The following is a 16162-nucleotide window of genomic DNA, read 5'->3' as shown; positions in this document are numbered from 1 at the left end:
TCGGGCGCGGGGCTGGCACCCGCGCGATGGATATTTCGACGGCCGCTTCCCCTTGGGGCAGCGGCCGTTTTCCGTTTCGGGCACTTGTTTCACAAATTTCAGATGCAACCGGGCAACACTTGCCAAGACGGTGCAAGTCCTTCGTCGAGGCGGAATTGCAACTGGTCGGATCGAAGTCTATTGCTTCTGCCAATTGCGCCAAGGAAGAGGCGCTGCGGCGCTTGCGACCGAAACCCCGACAAATCGACGCATGATGGCGTCCCGATGCGCCGGGTCCAGATCGCAAGGTGGCCCGCGTGGGGCGAAGGCACGTGAACGACATGAATTACGAGACCAGCATCAAGTCCGCCGAGGCGGAGCCGCTCGCGCCCCTCGAAGGGGACGACGAGGTGGCGCGCGGCAACGGTCGGCGCAACCTGATCGCGGGTCTGCTGATCGCAGTGGTGCTGGGACTTGCCTGGTGGCTGATGCATCGTGGCGCCCCCGCCGATGCGGACAAGTCTGCCGCGCAGGCGCAGACCGTCACTGTCGTCGCCCCCGGCCGCACTACCGTCGAAGGCCTGATCAACGCCAGCGGCACGATCGCGGCGCGCCGCGACATGCCGGTGGGCATCGCGGGCGAAGGCGGGCGGGTGGTCAGCGTGGCCGTCGATGCGGGCGCCTGGGTGCGCAAGGGCCAGGTGCTGGCGGTGGTCGATCGTTCGGTGCAATCGCAGCAGATCGCGGGCCAGTCGGCGAACATCGCGGTGCAGGTCGCCAACGCGCGGCTGGCGCAGGCCAACCTCGATCGCGCGCTCAAGCTCGTGGCCAAGGGCTTCATCTCGAAGGCAGATATCGACCGCCTGACCGCCACGCGCGATGCGGCCGTTGCGCAAGTGAGCGTGGCGCGCGCCTCGCTCGGACAGCTGCAGGCGAGCACCGCGCGGCTGAACGTGGTCGCGCCCGAATCCGGGCTGGTGCTGACGCGCGCCGTGGAGCCGGGCCAGATCGTCGGTCCTGCCTCGGGCACGTTGTTCCGCATCGCCAAGGATGGCGAACTCGAAATGCAGGCGCGCCTTGCCGAAAACGACCTTGCCCGCCTGTCGGTGGGCATCGCCGCGGACGTGACGCCGGTCGGCACCGCGCGCAGCTTCGCGGGGCGGGTCTGGCAGATCTCGCCCACCATCGACACCACCACGCGCGAAGGCGTGGCGCGTATTGCGCTGCCCTATGACGTTGCGCTGCGCCCCGGCGGCTTTGCCAGCGCGCAGATCCGCAGCGGCACGGTGACCGCGCCGGTCCTGCCCGAATCCGCGATCCTTTCGGACCAGCGCGGACCCTATGTCTATGTCGTGGGCGGCAACAACAAGGTGGAGCGTAGGGCGGTGACCACGGGCGACGTGACGCCGCAGGGCATCGTCGTGCGCACCGGCCTTTCGGGCAACGAGCGCGTAGTGCTGCGCGCGGGCGGCTTCCTTAACCCGGGTGATGCCGTCCATCCGGTGCTCGCCCGGGCCGGCGGCAAGTAAGGCTTGCAGGCGATCCCATGAACTTCAAGAACATCTCGGCCTGGTCGATCCGCAACCCGGTGGTGCCGATCGTCCTGTTCCTCGGGCTGACGCTCGCGGGGCTGGTCTCGTTCATGGGCATGAAGGTCCAGGAGCAGCCCGACATCGAATTCCCGATGGTGATCGTCACCATCACCCAGCCGGGCGCCGCTCCGGTGGAGATCGAGAACCAGATCACGCAGCGCGTCGAATCCGCCGTGCGCACGATCCAGGGCATCGATTCGATGAGTTCGACCGCGTCGGAAGGCAACAGCCAGACGATGATCCAGTTCAAGATCGGCACCGACATCAATTCGGCGGTGAACGAGGTCAAGAACGCGATCGACCAGACGCGCGGCAACCTGCCCGACGGCATTCTCGAACCGCAGGTGATCAAGGCCCAGACCTCGTCCGACCCGATCGCCTACTTCGCGGTCGAAGCCGACGACATGACGCTCGAACAGCTGTCGTGGTTCATCGACGACACCATCGCCAAGCGCCTGTTGAGCGTGCCCGGCATGGCCGAAGTGGTGCGCTCGGGCGGCGTCGACCGCGAGATCGCGGTGACGCTCGATCCCATGCGGATGAAGGCGCAAGGGGTGACCGCGGTGCAGGTCAACGCCGCGCTGCGCCAGGTCAACCTCAATGCCGCGGGTGGGCGTGCCGAAGTCGCCGGATCGCGCCAGGCCGTGCGCGTGCTGGGCAATGCGCAGAGCGCGTTCGACCTGTCGCAGACGCAGGTCTCGCTCGCCAACGGCCGCACGATCCGCCTGTCCGACGTCGCCGACGTGCGCGACAGCTACAGCGAGATCACCTCGATCGCCAAGTTCAACGGCAAGCCGGTGGTCACCTTCTCGATCGCCCGCGCGCGCGGCGAATCCGACGTCAGCGTGTTCGACGCGGCGGTGAAGGAGATGGACAAGATCAGCGCCGAGCAGGGCGGGCGGGTGAAGTTCCGCCAGCTGTTCAATTCGGTGCAGTACACCAAGGACCAGTACCGCAGCTCGATGTCCTCGATGGTCGAAGGCGCGGTGCTGGCGGTGATCGTGGTGTTCTTCTTCCTGCGCGACTGGCGCGCGACGATCGTCTCGGCCATCGCTATCCCGCTCTCGGCGATCCCGACGTTCTGGGTGATGAACCTGATGGGGTTTACGCTCAACCAGATGTCGCTGCTGGCGCTGGGCCTCGTCGCGGGGGTGCTGGTCGACGACGCCATCGTCGAGATCGAGAACATCGTGCGCCACATGCGCATGGGCAAGTCGCCCTACCAGGCCTCGATCGACGCGGCGGACGAGATCGGGCTGGCGGTGGTCGCCACGACATTCTCGATCGTTGCCGTGTTCTTCCCGGTGGGCCTGATGCCAGGCGTTTCGGGCCAGTTCTTCAAGAACTTCGGCCTGACCGTGGTGGTCGCGGTGCTGTTCTCGCTGCTCGTCGCGCGCATGATCACGCCGATGGTCGCGGCCTATTTCCTGAAAGCGCACGGCCATGCCGAACATGGCGGCGGGCCGTGGATGGACCGCTACATGAAGGTGCTGCGCTGGTCGCTCGATACGACCAAGGCGCAGGCCTATCGCGTCCTGCATCCCAGGCGCCACTTCCGCGCGCGGCTGCGCGATCATCGCCTGTGGATGATGGGCGTGGGCCTGGGCGCGCTGCTGCTGACCTGCGCGCTGTTCTTCATCGTGCCGAGCCAGTTCTTCCCCGACACCGACGAGGATTTCAGCCGCATCGTCGTCGAGATGGTGCCCGGCACCACGATCGAGCAGACTCAGGCCAAGATCGACGAGATCTATGCGCTGGTGCGGCAGGAGCCCGAAGTCGCCGCCGGCCTCGAACGCATCGAGGAGGGCAAGGGGCGCGTGTTCCTCGTGCTCAAGAAGGGCTCGGGCCTGCGCTCCAGCGTCGAGTTCGAGCGCGCGCTGACCCCGCGCCTGCAGACCATCGCCGATGCGCGCGTCTCGTTCATGAGCATGAACGGCGGCGGCCCCGGCGGCGGTTCGGGCCGACCGATCAGCATCATGCTGTCGGGTTCCGATCCCGACCTGTTGCAGCGCACCGCGCAGACGCTGGTCGAACAGATGAACGGCCTTAAGACCGTGGTCGCCCCGCGCGTCAGCGCCGACATGCGCCGCCCTGAAATCGTCATCACCCCGCACCTCGACCTTGCCGCCAACCTCGGCGTCACCACCCAGGCGTTGAGCCAGGTCATCCGCATCGCGACGCAGGGCGAGATCGACCAGAACAGCGCCAAGTTCTCGCTGTCCGACCGCCAGGTGCCGATCCGCGTCAAGCTGCCGCCGTCGTCGCGGCGCGATCTGTCGACGATCGAGAACCTGCCGGTGCCGACCACGGCGGGCACCACGGTGCCGCTGTCGCGCGTGGCCTCGATCGGGTTCGGCTCCGGCCCCACGACGATCCAGCGCTACAACCAGAACCGCCGCGTCTTCGTTGGCGCGGACCTGCCCGCCGGCGTTGCCAAGGGCACCGCGATGGCGGAAATCGCCCGACTGCCGGTTATGAAGGATCTGCCGCAAGGCGTGTCCAATGCCCCTGCGGGCGAGGACCGCTGGCAGGAAGAGATGATCACCAACTTCATCGTCGCGGTCTGCGCGGGCGTGCTGCTGGTGTTTTCGGTGCTGGTGCTGCTCTACCACCGCTTCGTGTCGCCGCTGGTCAACATGGGCTCGCTGTTCCTCGCGCCGCTGGGCGGGATGCTGCTGCTGGGCCTTGTCGGGCAGCCGCTGTCGATGCCGGTGTTCATCGGCATCCTGATGCTGTTCGGCATCGTCGCGAAGAACTCGATCCTGCTGATCGACTTCGCGATCGAGGAGATGGCGACCGGCAAGACCAAGCTGGAGGCGATCATCGAGGCCGGGCACAAGCGCGCGCAGCCGATCGTGATGACCACCGTGGCGATGGTCGCAGGGATGGTGCCCACCGCCATTTCGCTGGGCGGTGACGCGGGCTGGCGCGCGCCGATGGGCACGACGGTGATCGGCGGGTTGACGATGTCGACGTTGCTGACGCTACTGATCGTGCCGGCAGGCTTCAGCCTGGCCGACGGCTTTGAAAAGCGCGTCGGGCCCTGGCTGGGCCGCAAGGTGCTGAGCTACGACCCCAACGATCCGCGCAACCATGCCGCAGGGAATCCGGCCGCCGGGAACCCGGCGCACGGCGAGGCATTCCCGGCGGAGTGAACCAGCGCGCTTCCGTTTCAGCTCCCAAGGCCCGGCGCATTCCGGTGCGGGTTTTCGTTGCCGATCCTGCAGCGCGGATGCGGCTGATCGCGACGGGGTTGCTGGTGGCGATGGCGGGTCTGTTCCTGCTTTCGCGCCAGCTGGTGCCGCTGCATCCGGGCTGGGGCTACCTGCGCGCCTTTTCCGAAGCGGCGATGGTCGGCGGTCTGGCCGACTGGTTCGCCGTGACCGCGCTGTTCCGCCATCCGCTGGGCTTGCCGATCCCGCACACCGCGATCATCCCCGAGAACAAGGACCGCATCGCCGATACGATGGCGACCTTCCTGCGCGACAATTTCCTCACGTCGCAGGTTGTCGCGCGGCGGATGCAGGGGCTGGATGCGGCGGGGCTTGCCGGGCAGTTCCTCGCCAATCCCCGTGGGCCGGAAAGCCGGTTGCGCGACGGGGCGACCAGCCTGCTGGCCGACGTGCTCGAATCGCTCGACCAGGAAAAGCTGGGCGGTCTGGCGAAAGGCGCCCTGCGGACGCAGATCGCGCGGCTCGACCTGGCGCCATTGCTGGGCCAGTTGCTTGGCGCGATGATTGCGGACGGGCGGCACATGCCGTTGATCGAAAGCGGCATCCGCAAGGCGGCGCACGTCCTTGAAGCCAACGAGGACATGATCCGCGCGATGATCCACGATCGCGCCAATGCGCTGGTGCGCTTCGCCCGGCTCGACGAGCGGCTGGCCAACACCATTCTCGATGGCCTCTACAAGCTGCTCGCCGAGACGGTGGTGATCCCCGATCATCCCTTGCGGGTGAAGATCGAGGAAGGGCTGCAGCAGCTCGCCCACGATCTGGTGCACGATCCCGAGATGCGCGCGCGGGTCGAGCGGATGAAGGAAGAAGTGCTGGCCAACCCGGCCTTCACCGCCTGGCTCGATGCCTTCTGGGAACGCACGCGCGCGCGCCTGCTCAAAGCTGTGCGCGAACCGGGCGGCGCGATGGCCGGAAGCCTGAGCGAAAGCGTGGGCGAACTGGGCCGCGCGCTGCAACGCGATGCGCGCCTGCAATTGCTCGTCAACCGCTTTGCCCGGCGTACGCTGGTGGGCGTGGCCACGCGCTATGGCGGGCAGATCGTGCGGCTGGTGTCCGAGACGGTGCGCCGCTGGGATGCGCGCACCGTGACCGACCGCATCGAAGGCGCGGTGGGCCGCGACCTGCAGTTCATCCGCATCAACGGCACGCTGGTGGGCGGTCTGGTGGGCGTGGGAATCCATGCGGTGGATACCCTGCTGTGAGTGCGCCCTTTCTTGTCACCGAGCGGCTGGAACTATGGCAGCCGCACGTCCGCGATCATGCCGGGCTGGTTGCGCTGCTGGCACCCGAGGCCGTGCGCCAACATCTCGGCGCGCGCCCGACCAGCGCCGCGGAAGAGTTCAACCGCCTGCTGCGCAATGCCGGCAGCTGGGCGCTCTATGGCTACGGCATCCTGACCTGCCGCCTCAAGGGCGAGGACGAGGTGATCGGCATCTGCGGCGTGTTCCATTCGTGGCGCGGCTTCGGCACGGGGCTCGATGACACACCCGAAGTGGGCTGGATCTTCGCCGAACGCGCATGGGGCAAGGGGCTGGCCACCGAAGCCGCGCGCGCGGTGCTGGCATGGTTCGACGCAGCGCATGGCCCGCGCCGCGTGGCCTGCATGATCAACGACACCAACCTTGCCTCGATGGCCGTGGCCGTGCGCCTGGGCTTCGTCCGCTATGGCGAGCACGACGACGATGGCGACGCGCGACTGATCCTGCTCGAACGCGGCGGCTGACGGGCCGCGAGTGCCGGACTCAGGGCGTGGTCAGCGCGGCCACGCGGCGGGTGAGGTCATCGACGGTGAAGGGCTTGGTCAGCACGTCCATCCCCTCCTCGATCACGGCGCCATCGACCACGTTGCCCTCGGCATAGCCGGTGACGAACAACACCTTGAGCCCCGGCCGGGTGCGCCGCGCGGCGTCGGCCACCTGGCGGCCGTTGAGCCCGCCCGGCAGCCCGACGTCGGTCACCAGCAGGTCGAGCGTGGGGGCGGTCTCCAGCACGGCCAGCGCTTCGGGACCATCGGCGGCTTCGAGGCAGGCGTAGCCCAGCGCTTCGAGCGCCTCAACCAGCAACAGGCGCACGGTCGGCTCGTCGTCCACCACCAGCACCGTGCCCTGCATGGTGGGCGAAGGCGGCGCGCTGCTGAGCGGTACGGGGGGGTGGTCATCGTGGCCGAGATGGCGCGGCAGGTAGATGCGCACCATCGTCCCCTCGCCGACCTCGGAGCGGATGCGGACAAGTCCACGGCTCTGGCGGGCGAAGCCATAGACCATCGACAGGCCAAGGCCCGTGCCGCGACCCAGCGGCTTGGTGGTGAAGAAGGGGTCGAATACGCGATCGATGTCCGCCTTGGCGATGCCCACGCCTTCGTCGGTCACGGTGATGCCGATATAGTCGCCGGGGGCAAGGCCGCGGTCGGTCGCCTCGCTGCCGAGGAGCGCGAGGTTGTCGGTGGAAATGGTGATGCGCCCGCCGCCCGGCATGGCATCGCGCGCATTGATGCACAGGTTCAGCAGCGCGTTTTCGAGCTGGTTGGGATCGACCAGCGTCGGCCAGAGTGCGGGTTCCTGCGCGACGTGGACGGCGAAGGCCGGGCCGACGGTGCGGCGGACCAATTCGACGAATTCGGGCAGCAGCGCGTTGACGCAGGTGGCGCGCGGCGTCAGCGTCTGGCGGCGCGAGAACGCGAGCAGGCGGTGGGTCAGCGCGGCGGCGCGGCGGGTCGCGCCAAGGCCGGCGGCAAGGTAGCGCGAGATGTCGGCTTCGGCATCCTTGGCCAGCCGCCGCTCGATCAGTTCGAACGCGCCCTGGATGCCCGCCAGCAGGTTGTTGAAATCATGCGCCAGGCCGCCGGTCAGCTGGCCCACCGCCTCCATCTTCTGCGCCTGGCGCAGCGCGGCTTCGGCGGCCTCGCGCTCGGCCAGCGCCTCGACCACGCGGGCTTCGAGCGTCTCGTTGAGCTGGCGCAGCGCTTCTTCGGCATGGACCTGGTCGGTCACGTCCTTGAACAGCACCGCCACCAGCCGGTCCTCGAACGGGCCGATGCGGAACGACGACACTTCGAGATGGCGCCCGGTGGCGACCAGTTCGTTGCGGAAGCGGATCGGCTCGCCGGTGCGCAGCACCTTGCCGTAGAAGGCGACCCAGGCGTCGGCTTCGTCGGGCACCATCTCGCGCAGGCGCTGGCCGGTAACGTTGGGGATGCCGGTGTTGCGCTCGTAGGCCTCGTTGGCGAGGATGTGGATGTAGTCGCTCAGGGGGCCGTGCGGTCCGTCGAGAAAGCGGATCACGCAGTAGCCCTGGTCCATGCTTTCGAACAGCGCGCGGTAGAGATCGGTCGCGAACGGCGGCAAGGCGGCGGAATCGTCCGCGCTCGGGTCGATCGACCCGGAAGCGGTCGGCAGGGTGCGTGCCGGGATCTCCATCGGGCCGCAAACGCGGGTCGTCGCAATCGGTTCCCGCCAAAACGAAAAGGGGCCGGAAGGTTTCCCCTCCGGCCCCGAATTCTTCGGCAAGGTTGCAGGACTTAGAAGTCCATGCCGCCCATGCCGCCCATGCCACCGCCCATCGGCGGCATCGCGGGCTTGTCGTCCGGACGTTCGCTGATGGCAGCTTCGGTGGTGATGAGCAGGCCCGAAACCGACGCGGCGTCCTGAAGCGCGGTGCGCACGACCTTGGTCGGGTCGATCACGCCGGCGGCCTTCAGGTTCTCGTAGGTGTCGGTCGCGGCGTTGAAGCCCTGGTTCTCGTCGTCTTCGCGCAGCAGGTTGCCCGAAACGACCGCACCGTCATGACCCGCGTTCGCGGCGATCTGACGGATCGGGGCCTGGATCGCGCGGCGTACGATGTCGATGCCCTTGGTCTGGTCGTCGTTGGCGCCCTTCAGGCCGTCGAGAGCCTTGGTCGCGTAGAGCAGCGCGGTGCCGCCACCGGGGACGATGCCTTCCTCGACCGCGGCGCGGGTGGCGTGGAGGGCGTCGTCGACGCGGTCCTTGCGTTCCTTCACCTCGACTTCGGTGGCGCCGCCGACCTTGATGACCGCAACACCGCCGGCCAGCTTGGCCAGGCGTTCCTGCAGCTTTTCACGGTCGTAGTCGCTGGTGGTGACTTCGATCTGGGCACGGATCTGGTCGACGCGGCCCTTGATCTCATCGGCCGAACCGGCACCGTCGACGATCGTGGTGTTGTCCTTGTCGATCGTGACCTTCTTGGCCTGGCCGAGCATGGCGAGGGTGACGGTCTCGAGCTTGATGCCGAGGTCTTCCGAGATCATCTCGCCCGCGGTCAGCGTGGCGATGTCGCCCAGCATGGCCTTGCGGCGGTCACCGAAGCCCGGCGCCTTGACGGCGGCGATCTTGAGGCCACCGCGCAGCTTGTTGACGACGAGGGTCGCCAGCGCTTCGCCTTCGATGTCTTCGGCGATGATCAGCAGCGGACGGCCCGACTGCACCACGGCTTCGAGGATCGGAAGCATCGCCTGCAGCGACGACAGCTTCTTCTCGTGGATCAGGATGTACGGGTTTTCCAGTTCGACCGTCATCTTCTCCGGGTTGGTGATGAAGTAGGGCGAGAGGTAGCCGCGGTCGAACTGCATGCCTTCGACGACATCGAGTTCGAATTCGAGGCCCTTGGCCTCTTCCACGGTGATCACGCCTTCTTTGCCGACCTTCTCCATCGCCTCGGCGATCTTCTGGCCGACTTCGGTGTCGCCATTGGCCGAGATGATGCCGACCTGGGCGATTTCCGACGAACCCGCGACCGGGGTCGAACGCGCCTTGAGGTTTTCGACGACCTTGCCGACGGCGATGTCGATGCCGCGCTTGAGGTCCATGGGGTTCATGCCCGCGGCAACCGCGGTCATGCCTTCGCGAACGATCGCCTGGGCGAGAACGGTCGCGGTGGTGGTGCCGTCACCGGCTGCGTCGTTTGCCTTGCTGGCGACTTCGCGCAGCATCTGGGCGCCCATGTTCTCGAACTTGTCCTTGAGTTCGATTTCCTTGGCGACCGAAACACCGTCCTTGGTGATGCGGGGTGCGCCGAAGCTCTTGTCGATCACGACGTTGCGGCCCTTGGGGCCCAGCGTGACCTTCACCGCGTCGGCGAGGATGTCGACGCCGCGCAGAATGCGTTCACGGGCGTCACGGCCGAACTTCACGTCCTTGGCAGCCATGTTGATTTCCTTTGAATATCTGGATTGTGGTGGCGGAACGTCCGGGTGATCAGCCGATCACGCCCAGGATGTCCGATTCCTTCATGATCAGCAGGTCTTCGCCGCCGACCTTGACTTCGGTGCCCGACCACTTGCCGAACAGCACGCGGTCGCCGACCTTGACGTCAAGCGGGGTGATCGTGCCGTTCTCGGCGCGGGCGCCGGTGCCGACGGCGACGATTTCGCCTTCAGCGGGCTTTTCCTTGGCGCTGTCGGGGATGATGATGCCGCCGGCGGTCTTTTCCTCGGCTTCGACGCGGCGCACCAGCACGCGGTCGTGCAGCGGACGGAAAGTCATGGGGTTCTCCCTCTTCCAATAAAGATTGGCGATACGAATTTCACGCTTGGCACTCTCACGCAGAGAGTGCCAGCGGCGCGGATATGGGTTGATGCCCTCGGAGCGTCAAGCGGTGCTGACGAAGAATCTTTTCAGCCCGATGAACATCGCGACGGGGCGGGTGATGGTTCAGGCCGGCAGAAGCCCCAATCCGGCTCGCCGTGCCCAGCGCCAGTGGAGCAGCCCCGCCACGAAGATCAGCCCCACCAGCAGCCCGATCCACACGCCAAGTCCGCCCAATGGCGTGTACAGTCCCAGCCAGAGCGCCGTGCCCACGCCGGGAACCCAATAGCCGAACAGCGCTATCAGCATCGGCATGCGCGTGTCCTGCAGACCGCGCAGCATTCCCGCGCCCACGGCCTGCGCGCCGTCGAACAGCTGGAACGCGGCGGCGACCATCATGTACTGCACCGCCAGCACCACCACGCGCGCGTTCTCGGGCGCGGCGGGGTCGATGTAGAGCCGCAGCAGCGTGTGCGGGAACAGCAGCATGGCCCCCGCCGACAGCGCCATGAAGCCGATGCCGAGTTGCGTCGCCACGAGCCCGGCCCGTGCGATGCCGCGCGCGTTCCCGGCGCCATAGGCGAGGCCGACGCGGATGGTCGCGGCCTGCGCCACGCCGAACGGCACCTGGAAGGCGATGGCGGCAAATTGCAGCGCGACGGTGTGCGCGGCCAGCTCGCTTTCGCCGATGCGGCCCATCAGGAAGGCCGCGCCGTTGAACATCCCCGCTTCGGCGATGATCGTGCCGCAGATCGGCAGGCCGATCGCCAATACGTCGCGCAGGCGGCGCCATTCGGGACGCCACCAGCGGCCCAGCAGGCGATAGCGGTGCAGGCGACGGTCGCAGCGGATCACGAGCGCATAGGCGAACAGCATGGCGGTGCTGGTGACCACGCTCGACACCGCCGAGCCGGTCAGGCCCAGCGCGGGCGCGCCCCAGTGGCCGAACACGAAGATCCAGTTGCCAAGCGCGTTCACCGCCACGCCCAGACCGGTGATCGCGGTGCCGATGCCGGGCCGGCCGAGCGTCGCCACCACGGTGCGCAGCAGCGCGCCCAGCACTGCCGGGATCGCTGCCCACATCAGCACCTGCAGGAATGGCACGGCCAGCGCGATCACGCCCGGCTGCTGCCCGGTCAGGCGCATCAGCGGCCCGCCGAGCAGGCAGACGGCGATGGCGACGAAGGCGGCGACGAGGCCGACCCAACCGGCCATGCGCACGGTGCGGCGCACCTCGCGCACGGCATGGCGGCGACGGCCCAGTTCCGCCGCGATCAACGGCGAGGCTGCCCCGACGAGGCCGGTCAGGCTCCAGATCAGCAGGCCGAACAGCGCCACCGACAGCGACGAGGCGGCCAGCGCCTCTGGCCCCAGCCGCGCGACGAACACCACGTCGACGGCAAACACCGCCATCTGCAGCAGGTTGGCGCCCACCAGCGGCGCGGCCAGGCGCAGGCTGGCGCGCCATTCATCGATCCAGCGCTCGGGAGGGTTCTCAAACATCGCGGGCAGGGGCATAGGGGGCGGGCGATCCCATGGAAAGGGCCTGACGCCGCGCAAGGACCGACCGATGCGTCATCCGCCGACCGTACCCGGGCCGCTAATGGAAGGATCAAGTCCATGATCAAGCTGGCAGACCTCTCGCTTACCGTCGCGCTTTCGCTGGCGCTCGCCGCATGTGGCGGTGCCAAGCAGGACAATGCTCCCGCTGCCGACAATGCGGCGCAGGCGCCCGCGGCGCCTGCGGCGGAAACCACGCCGGTGGCGGCAGCCGACGCCGCGCCCGCAGCCTTCGGTATCTGCAAGTCGTGCCACGCGGTTGAAAAGGGCAAGACGCTGATCGGCCCGAGCCTTGCCGGGATCGTTGGCACCAAGGCCGGCGACGTTGCGGGCTACGACTTCAGTCCCGCGCTGAAGGCCTCGAACCTGACGTGGGACGAGGCCACGCTCGACAAGTGGCTGGAAAACCCGATGAAGCTCGTGCCCGGCACGCGCATGACCTATGCGGGGCAGGTCGATCCCGAAAAGCGCAAGGCGATCATCGCCTACCTCAAGACGCTGAAGTGAGCGCGCACCGGTGTCCCGATTGCGGGACACCGGCGGTTGCCACGCCGCTCGCCCCCGCTTGCAATCCGCGCTATGTTAAAAACTATTGCCGCAACGGCCGCGCCTGATGGTCGAGATCGCCGCAAGAGCGATCGCGCGGCGCGCCGGGGGCGAGAGGACGCGATGATGGGCGATGAAACGGGCGGACGGACCCGGCACAGCGATTTCGTGCTGGACACGGTGCAGGGCGGCAACCGGGCGGGCACGTCTGCCGTGGCGGCATCGTGGTGCCGCTCGGCCATCCATCACGGGCTGGACCCCGCGCAAGGCCGCGCGGTCGAACGCGTTTCGGGCAGCGACCTCGCGCGGTTGCGCGAAGCCAACGGCGCGCTTCTGGACGCGGCGACCCCGGTGCTCGACAGCCTGTTCGGCAGCGTCGGGCGCACGGGGTGCTGCGTGATCCTGGCCGATACGGCCGGCGTGGTGCTCGAAGCGCGTTCGGGCGCCGGCGATGCCGCGCTGTTCGATGCGGTGGGCCTCACGCTCGGCGGCCAGTGGAGCGAGGCGGCCGAGGGCACCAACGGCATCGGCACCTGCCTTGTCGAGGAACGCGCCGTGTCGATCCTCAAGGGTGAACACTTCGCCAGCCGCAACATCGGCGTTTCGTGCATGGACGCGCCGATCTTCGATCCCTGCGGCCAGCTCGTTGCCGCGCTCGACGTGTCGAGCGTGCGCGCCGACCATGGCGAGGCGATGGCCGGGCTGGTGGGCGCGCTGGTGCAGGACGCTGCGCGCCAGATCGAGCGCGAGTTCTTCTGCCGCCATTTCGCCGATGCGCGGATCGTCCATGCGCCCGATGCGCCGGGGCGCGGTTCGTCGCTGCTCGCGGTCGACCGCGACGACCTTGTCATCGGCGCGACCCGTGCGGCGCGGCGGCGGCTGGGGCTGGGGCCTGCACGCCAGCTCGCGCCCAAGCCGCTTGCCGACGTGCTGGGCCAGCAGGCGCAAGGCGGGTTCGAGGACGGCGAGCGCAGCGTGCTGCGCCAGGCGCTGGCGCGTTCGGGCGGCAATGTCGCCGCCGCCGCGCGCCTGCTCGGCATCGGTCGCGCGACGATGTATCGCCGCATGGAACGCGCCGGGCTGACCGGGATTCATTGAGGTCGATACGCCCCCTGTCTCACCCGCGAGACAGCCGGGCCGGAATAGCGCGGCGGGGGGATTTCAGGCCAAGGCCACCCATGGGATGCATCTTCGGGGGAGCGGCGGAAAGGCGCCGTTCCGACAAGACCCGAGAGAGAGGATGAACCCATGACCATGGCCCTGGCCGAACAGGCCGCGAAGGTTGCTCCCTTCGCCAGCACGTACGACAACTTCATCGGCGGCAAGTGGGTGGCCCCGCGCGCCGGGCGCTATTTCGACAATGTCTCGCCCATCAACGGCAAGGTCGTGTGCCGCGTCGCGCGCTCGGATGCCGACGACATCGAGCTCGCGCTCGATGCCGCGCACGCCGCCAAGGACGCATGGGGTCGCACCAGCCCCGCCGACCGCGCGCTCGTGCTGCTGCGCATCGCCGATGCAATGGAGGCCAATCTCAATCTCCTCGCCACCGCCGAAACCTGGGACAACGGCAAGCCGATCCGCGAGACGCTGGCTGCCGACATCCCGCTTGCCATCGACCACTTCCGCTACTTCGCGGGCTGCGTGCGGGCGCAGGAAGGCTCGATCGCGGAAATCGACGAAGACACCATCGGCTACCACTTCCACGAACCGCTGGGCGTGGTCGGCCAGATCATCCCGTGGAACTTCCCGATCCTGATGGCCGCGTGGAAGATCGCGCCTGCCATCGCCGCGGGCAATTGCGTGGTGCTCAAGCCCGCCGAACAGACCCCGGCTTCGATCCTCGTGCTGATGGAACTGATCGCCGACATCCTGCCGCCGGGCGTGCTCAACGTGGTCAACGGCTTCGGCCTCGAAGCGGGCAAGCCGCTCGCCAGCTCCAAGCGCATCGCCAAGATCGCGTTCACCGGCGAGACCAGCACCGGCCGCCTGATCATGCAGTACGCGAGCGAAAACCTGATCCCGGTGACGCTGGAGCTGGGCGGGAAAAGCCCCAACATCTTCTTCGCCGACGTCGCCGCGCACGATGACGACTTTTTCGACAAGGCGATCGAAGGCTTCGTCATGTTCGCGCTCAACCAGGGCGAGGTCTGCACCTGTCCCAGCCGTGCGCTGATCCAGGAATCGATCTACGACCGCTTCATGGAGCGCGCGATCGCCCGCGTGCAGCAGATCGTGCAGGGCAACCCGCTCGATCCCGCCACGATGATCGGCGCGCAGGCGAGCGCGGAGCAGCAGGACAAGATCCTGCGCTATCTCCAGATCGGCAAGGACGAAGGCGCGCAAGTGCTGACCGGCGGTGGGGTGGCCCAGCTGGGCGGCGATCTTGCGGGCGGCTTCTACATCCAGCCGACCGTGTTCAAGGGGCACAACAAGATGCGGATCTTCCAGGAGGAGATCTTCGGACCCGTCGTGTCGACCACCACGTTCTCGACCCCGGAAGAGGCGCTGCAGATCGCCAACGACACGCCCTATGGCCTCGGCGCAGGCGTGTGGAGCCGCGATGCCAACACCTGCTACCGCTTCGGCCGTGCCATTCAGGCCGGGCGCGTGTGGACCAACTGCTACCACGCCTATCCCGCGCACGCGGCGTTCGGCGGCTACAAGCAATCGGGCATCGGGCGCGAAACGCACAAGATGATGCTCGACCACTACCAGCAGACCAAGAACATGCTCGTCAGCTACAGCCCGAAGAAGCTCGGGTTCTTCTGACAACCATGTAACCGTCGAGGACCATAGCCCCGACGGGTCGCGTGTCCCCGGAGCGTCAGCCACCCGCCCTCTCCCAAGGGGCGCTCCGGGGATTTTCCGAAAGAGACTGAACAACCGATCGATCCGGGCGACGCGCTGCGGAATGTGACGGCGCGCGCCCGCAACAGGGGAAGGATTGCCAGATGAGGATCATGCTTGCCGCTGCGGCCGTTGCCGCAGCGATCGCCCCCGCGTGCGCGTTTGCCAAGGACGCGGCGACTTACGTCGACAAGGCACCCGCCGCCAACGTGAAGACCGAAGCGCCATCGGACCTGACCGTCGGCTTCGGATTGACCGGGGCTACCGACTACGTGTGGCGCGGGGTCAGCCAGTCGGACCAGAAGCCCGCCGTCTTCGCCACCGTCTCGCTGGGCTACAGGGGGTTCTATGCAGGCGCCGGGACAGAGAACGTGCGCTTTGCCGGGATCAGCCAGGAATACGACCTGTGGGGCGGCTATGTCGCCGATCTGGGGCCGGTGAAGCTCGACGTGGGCGTGGTGCGCTACGGCTATGTCGATGCGCCGGTGAAGATCGACACGCTGGAGGGCAAGGCGGCACTTTCGGGCAAGGCCGGCAAGCTGGGGCTGAAGGTCGCGGGGTATTACACCGGCAACTACTTCGGCAGCCACCACCATGCCGTCTACAGCGAGCTGGGCGCGTCGTACCCGCTGACTGAAAAGCTGACCGCATCGGGCGCGCTGGCGCACCAGACGGTGAACCATGCCTTCAACTACACCACGTGGAACGCCGGGCTGTCCTATGCGGTGATGAAAGGCGCGACGCTGGCCGTGCGCTACCACGATACCGACGCGACCTTCATCGGGCGCAAAGCCAAGGCGCGGGTGGTGGGATCGTTCAGCCTTTCCTTCTGATCGCGGCTTGCCCGGTCATGGCGCGCTGC

13 protein-coding genes are annotated in these 16162 nt (G+C 67.6%); 9 read left to right on the top strand and 4 right to left on the bottom strand.

The annotated features are described in order from the left end of the window. The first annotated feature begins 26 nt into the window (after positions 1 to 26). The 5 genes from K3A84_RS14010 (at position 27) to K3A84_RS13990 (ending at position 6530) form a co-directional block, all read left to right on the top strand. Entirely contained in the window at positions 27 to 254 is a 228-nt protein-coding gene (locus tag K3A84_RS14010; protein ID WP_225009972.1) for a hypothetical protein, read from the top strand. 66 nt (positions 255 to 320) lie between these two features. Further along, complete coding sequence (locus K3A84_RS14005) at positions 321 to 1508, top strand: efflux RND transporter periplasmic adaptor subunit (RefSeq protein ID WP_225010174.1); 1188 nt, start codon at positions 321 to 323, stop codon at positions 1506 to 1508. A 17-nt stretch (positions 1509 to 1525) separates the two neighbouring features. Continuing rightward, positions 1526 to 4726 (top strand): efflux RND transporter permease subunit, encoded by a 3201-nt coding sequence (locus K3A84_RS14000; RefSeq protein ID WP_225009971.1) that lies wholly within the window; start codon positions 1526 to 1528, stop codon positions 4724 to 4726. 77 nt (positions 4727 to 4803) lie between these two features. Beyond that, positions 4804 to 6009, top strand: a complete 1206-nt coding sequence (locus K3A84_RS13995) for a DUF445 domain-containing protein (protein WP_225010173.1) — start codon at positions 4804 to 4806, stop codon at positions 6007 to 6009. Next, entirely contained in the window at positions 6006 to 6530 is a 525-nt protein-coding gene (locus K3A84_RS13990; RefSeq protein ID WP_225009970.1) for a GNAT family N-acetyltransferase, read from the top strand. Before K3A84_RS13995 ends, K3A84_RS13990 begins: the two co-directional genes overlap by 4 nt. 19 nt (positions 6531 to 6549) lie before the next feature. Here the strand turns inward: K3A84_RS13990 and K3A84_RS13985 are convergent, their stop codons facing one another. From K3A84_RS13985 to K3A84_RS13970, 4 genes are all read right to left on the bottom strand, one after another. Continuing rightward, entirely contained in the window at positions 6550 to 8223 is a 1674-nt protein-coding gene (locus tag K3A84_RS13985) for an ATP-binding protein (protein WP_225009969.1), read from the bottom strand. Positions 8224 to 8324: 101 nt separating this feature from the next. Then, a complete protein-coding gene (gene groL / locus K3A84_RS13980; RefSeq protein ID WP_225009968.1) occupies positions 8325 to 9968 on the bottom strand; it encodes a chaperonin GroEL in 1644 nt (547 codons plus the stop codon). A gap of 49 nt (positions 9969 to 10017) precedes the next feature. Next, positions 10018 to 10305 carry a co-chaperone GroES gene (groES, locus tag K3A84_RS13975; protein ID WP_086492655.1) on the bottom strand — a complete coding sequence of 96 codons (288 nt, stop codon included), beginning with the start codon at positions 10303 to 10305 and terminating at the stop codon, positions 10018 to 10020. Between the two features lie 168 nt (positions 10306 to 10473). After that, positions 10474 to 11850: an MATE family efflux transporter gene (locus K3A84_RS13970; protein ID WP_225009967.1), complete on the bottom strand. Its 1377-nt coding sequence runs from the start codon at positions 11848 to 11850 to the stop codon at positions 10474 to 10476. Between the two features lie 117 nt (positions 11851 to 11967). Between K3A84_RS13970 and K3A84_RS13965 the strand changes: the two genes are divergently transcribed. The 4 genes from K3A84_RS13965 (at position 11968) to K3A84_RS13950 (ending at position 16133) form a co-directional block, all read left to right on the top strand. Next, entirely contained in the window at positions 11968 to 12414 is a 447-nt protein-coding gene (locus tag K3A84_RS13965; protein WP_225009966.1) for a c-type cytochrome, read from the top strand. 72 nt (positions 12415 to 12486) lie between these two features. Further along, complete coding sequence (locus tag K3A84_RS13960) at positions 12487 to 13551, top strand: helix-turn-helix domain-containing protein (RefSeq protein ID WP_225009965.1); 1065 nt, start codon at positions 12487 to 12489, stop codon at positions 13549 to 13551. Between the two features lie 150 nt (positions 13552 to 13701). Next, positions 13702 to 15222: an aldehyde dehydrogenase gene (gene adh, locus K3A84_RS13955; RefSeq protein ID WP_225009964.1), complete on the top strand. Its 1521-nt coding sequence runs from the start codon at positions 13702 to 13704 to the stop codon at positions 15220 to 15222. Positions 15223 to 15404: 182 nt separating this feature from the next. Continuing rightward, the gene (locus K3A84_RS13950; protein WP_225009963.1) at positions 15405 to 16133 is read left to right on the top strand and encodes a TorF family putative porin; all 729 of its coding nucleotides are present in this window, start codon (positions 15405 to 15407) and stop codon (positions 16131 to 16133) included. Positions 16134 to 16162 lie beyond the last annotated feature (29 nt).

The organism is Novosphingobium percolationis (assembly GCF_020179425.1).
Lineage (GTDB): Bacteria > Pseudomonadota > Alphaproteobacteria > Sphingomonadales > Sphingomonadaceae > Novosphingobium > Novosphingobium percolationis.
The sequence above is the reverse complement of the archived record's forward strand: the minus strand, read 5'-3'. Positions and strand labels throughout refer to the sequence as shown.

Bases quoted from the DNA above. Each gene is read 5' to 3' on its own strand.
- K3A84_RS14005 (WP_225010174.1), top strand. From the start codon at position 321: ATGAATTACGAGACCAGCATCAAGTCCGCCGAGGCGGAGCCGCTCGCG.
- groL (WP_225009968.1), bottom strand. From the start codon at position 9,968: ATGGCTGCCAAGGACGTGAAGTTCGGCCGTGACGCCCGTGAACGCATT.
- K3A84_RS13985 (WP_225009969.1), bottom strand. From the start codon at position 8,223: ATGGAGATCCCGGCACGCACCCTGCCGACCGCTTCCGGGTCGATCGAC.
- K3A84_RS13995 (WP_225010173.1), top strand. From the start codon at position 4,804: ATGCGGCTGATCGCGACGGGGTTGCTGGTGGCGATGGCGGGTCTGTTC.
- K3A84_RS13965 (WP_225009966.1), top strand. From the start codon at position 11,968: ATGATCAAGCTGGCAGACCTCTCGCTTACCGTCGCGCTTTCGCTGGCG.
- K3A84_RS13950 (WP_225009963.1), top strand. From the start codon at position 15,405: ATGAGGATCATGCTTGCCGCTGCGGCCGTTGCCGCAGCGATCGCCCCC.
- adh (WP_225009964.1), top strand. From the start codon at position 13,702: ATGACCATGGCCCTGGCCGAACAGGCCGCGAAGGTTGCTCCCTTCGCC.
- K3A84_RS13960 (WP_225009965.1), top strand. From the start codon at position 12,487: ATGTTAAAAACTATTGCCGCAACGGCCGCGCCTGATGGTCGAGATCGC.
- K3A84_RS13970 (WP_225009967.1), bottom strand. From the start codon at position 11,850: ATGTTTGAGAACCCTCCCGAGCGCTGGATCGATGAATGGCGCGCCAGC.
- K3A84_RS14010 (WP_225009972.1), top strand. From the start codon at position 27: ATGGATATTTCGACGGCCGCTTCCCCTTGGGGCAGCGGCCGTTTTCCG.
- K3A84_RS14000 (WP_225009971.1), top strand. From the start codon at position 1,526: ATGAACTTCAAGAACATCTCGGCCTGGTCGATCCGCAACCCGGTGGTG.
- groES (WP_086492655.1), bottom strand. From the start codon at position 10,305: ATGACTTTCCGTCCGCTGCACGACCGCGTGCTGGTGCGCCGCGTCGAA.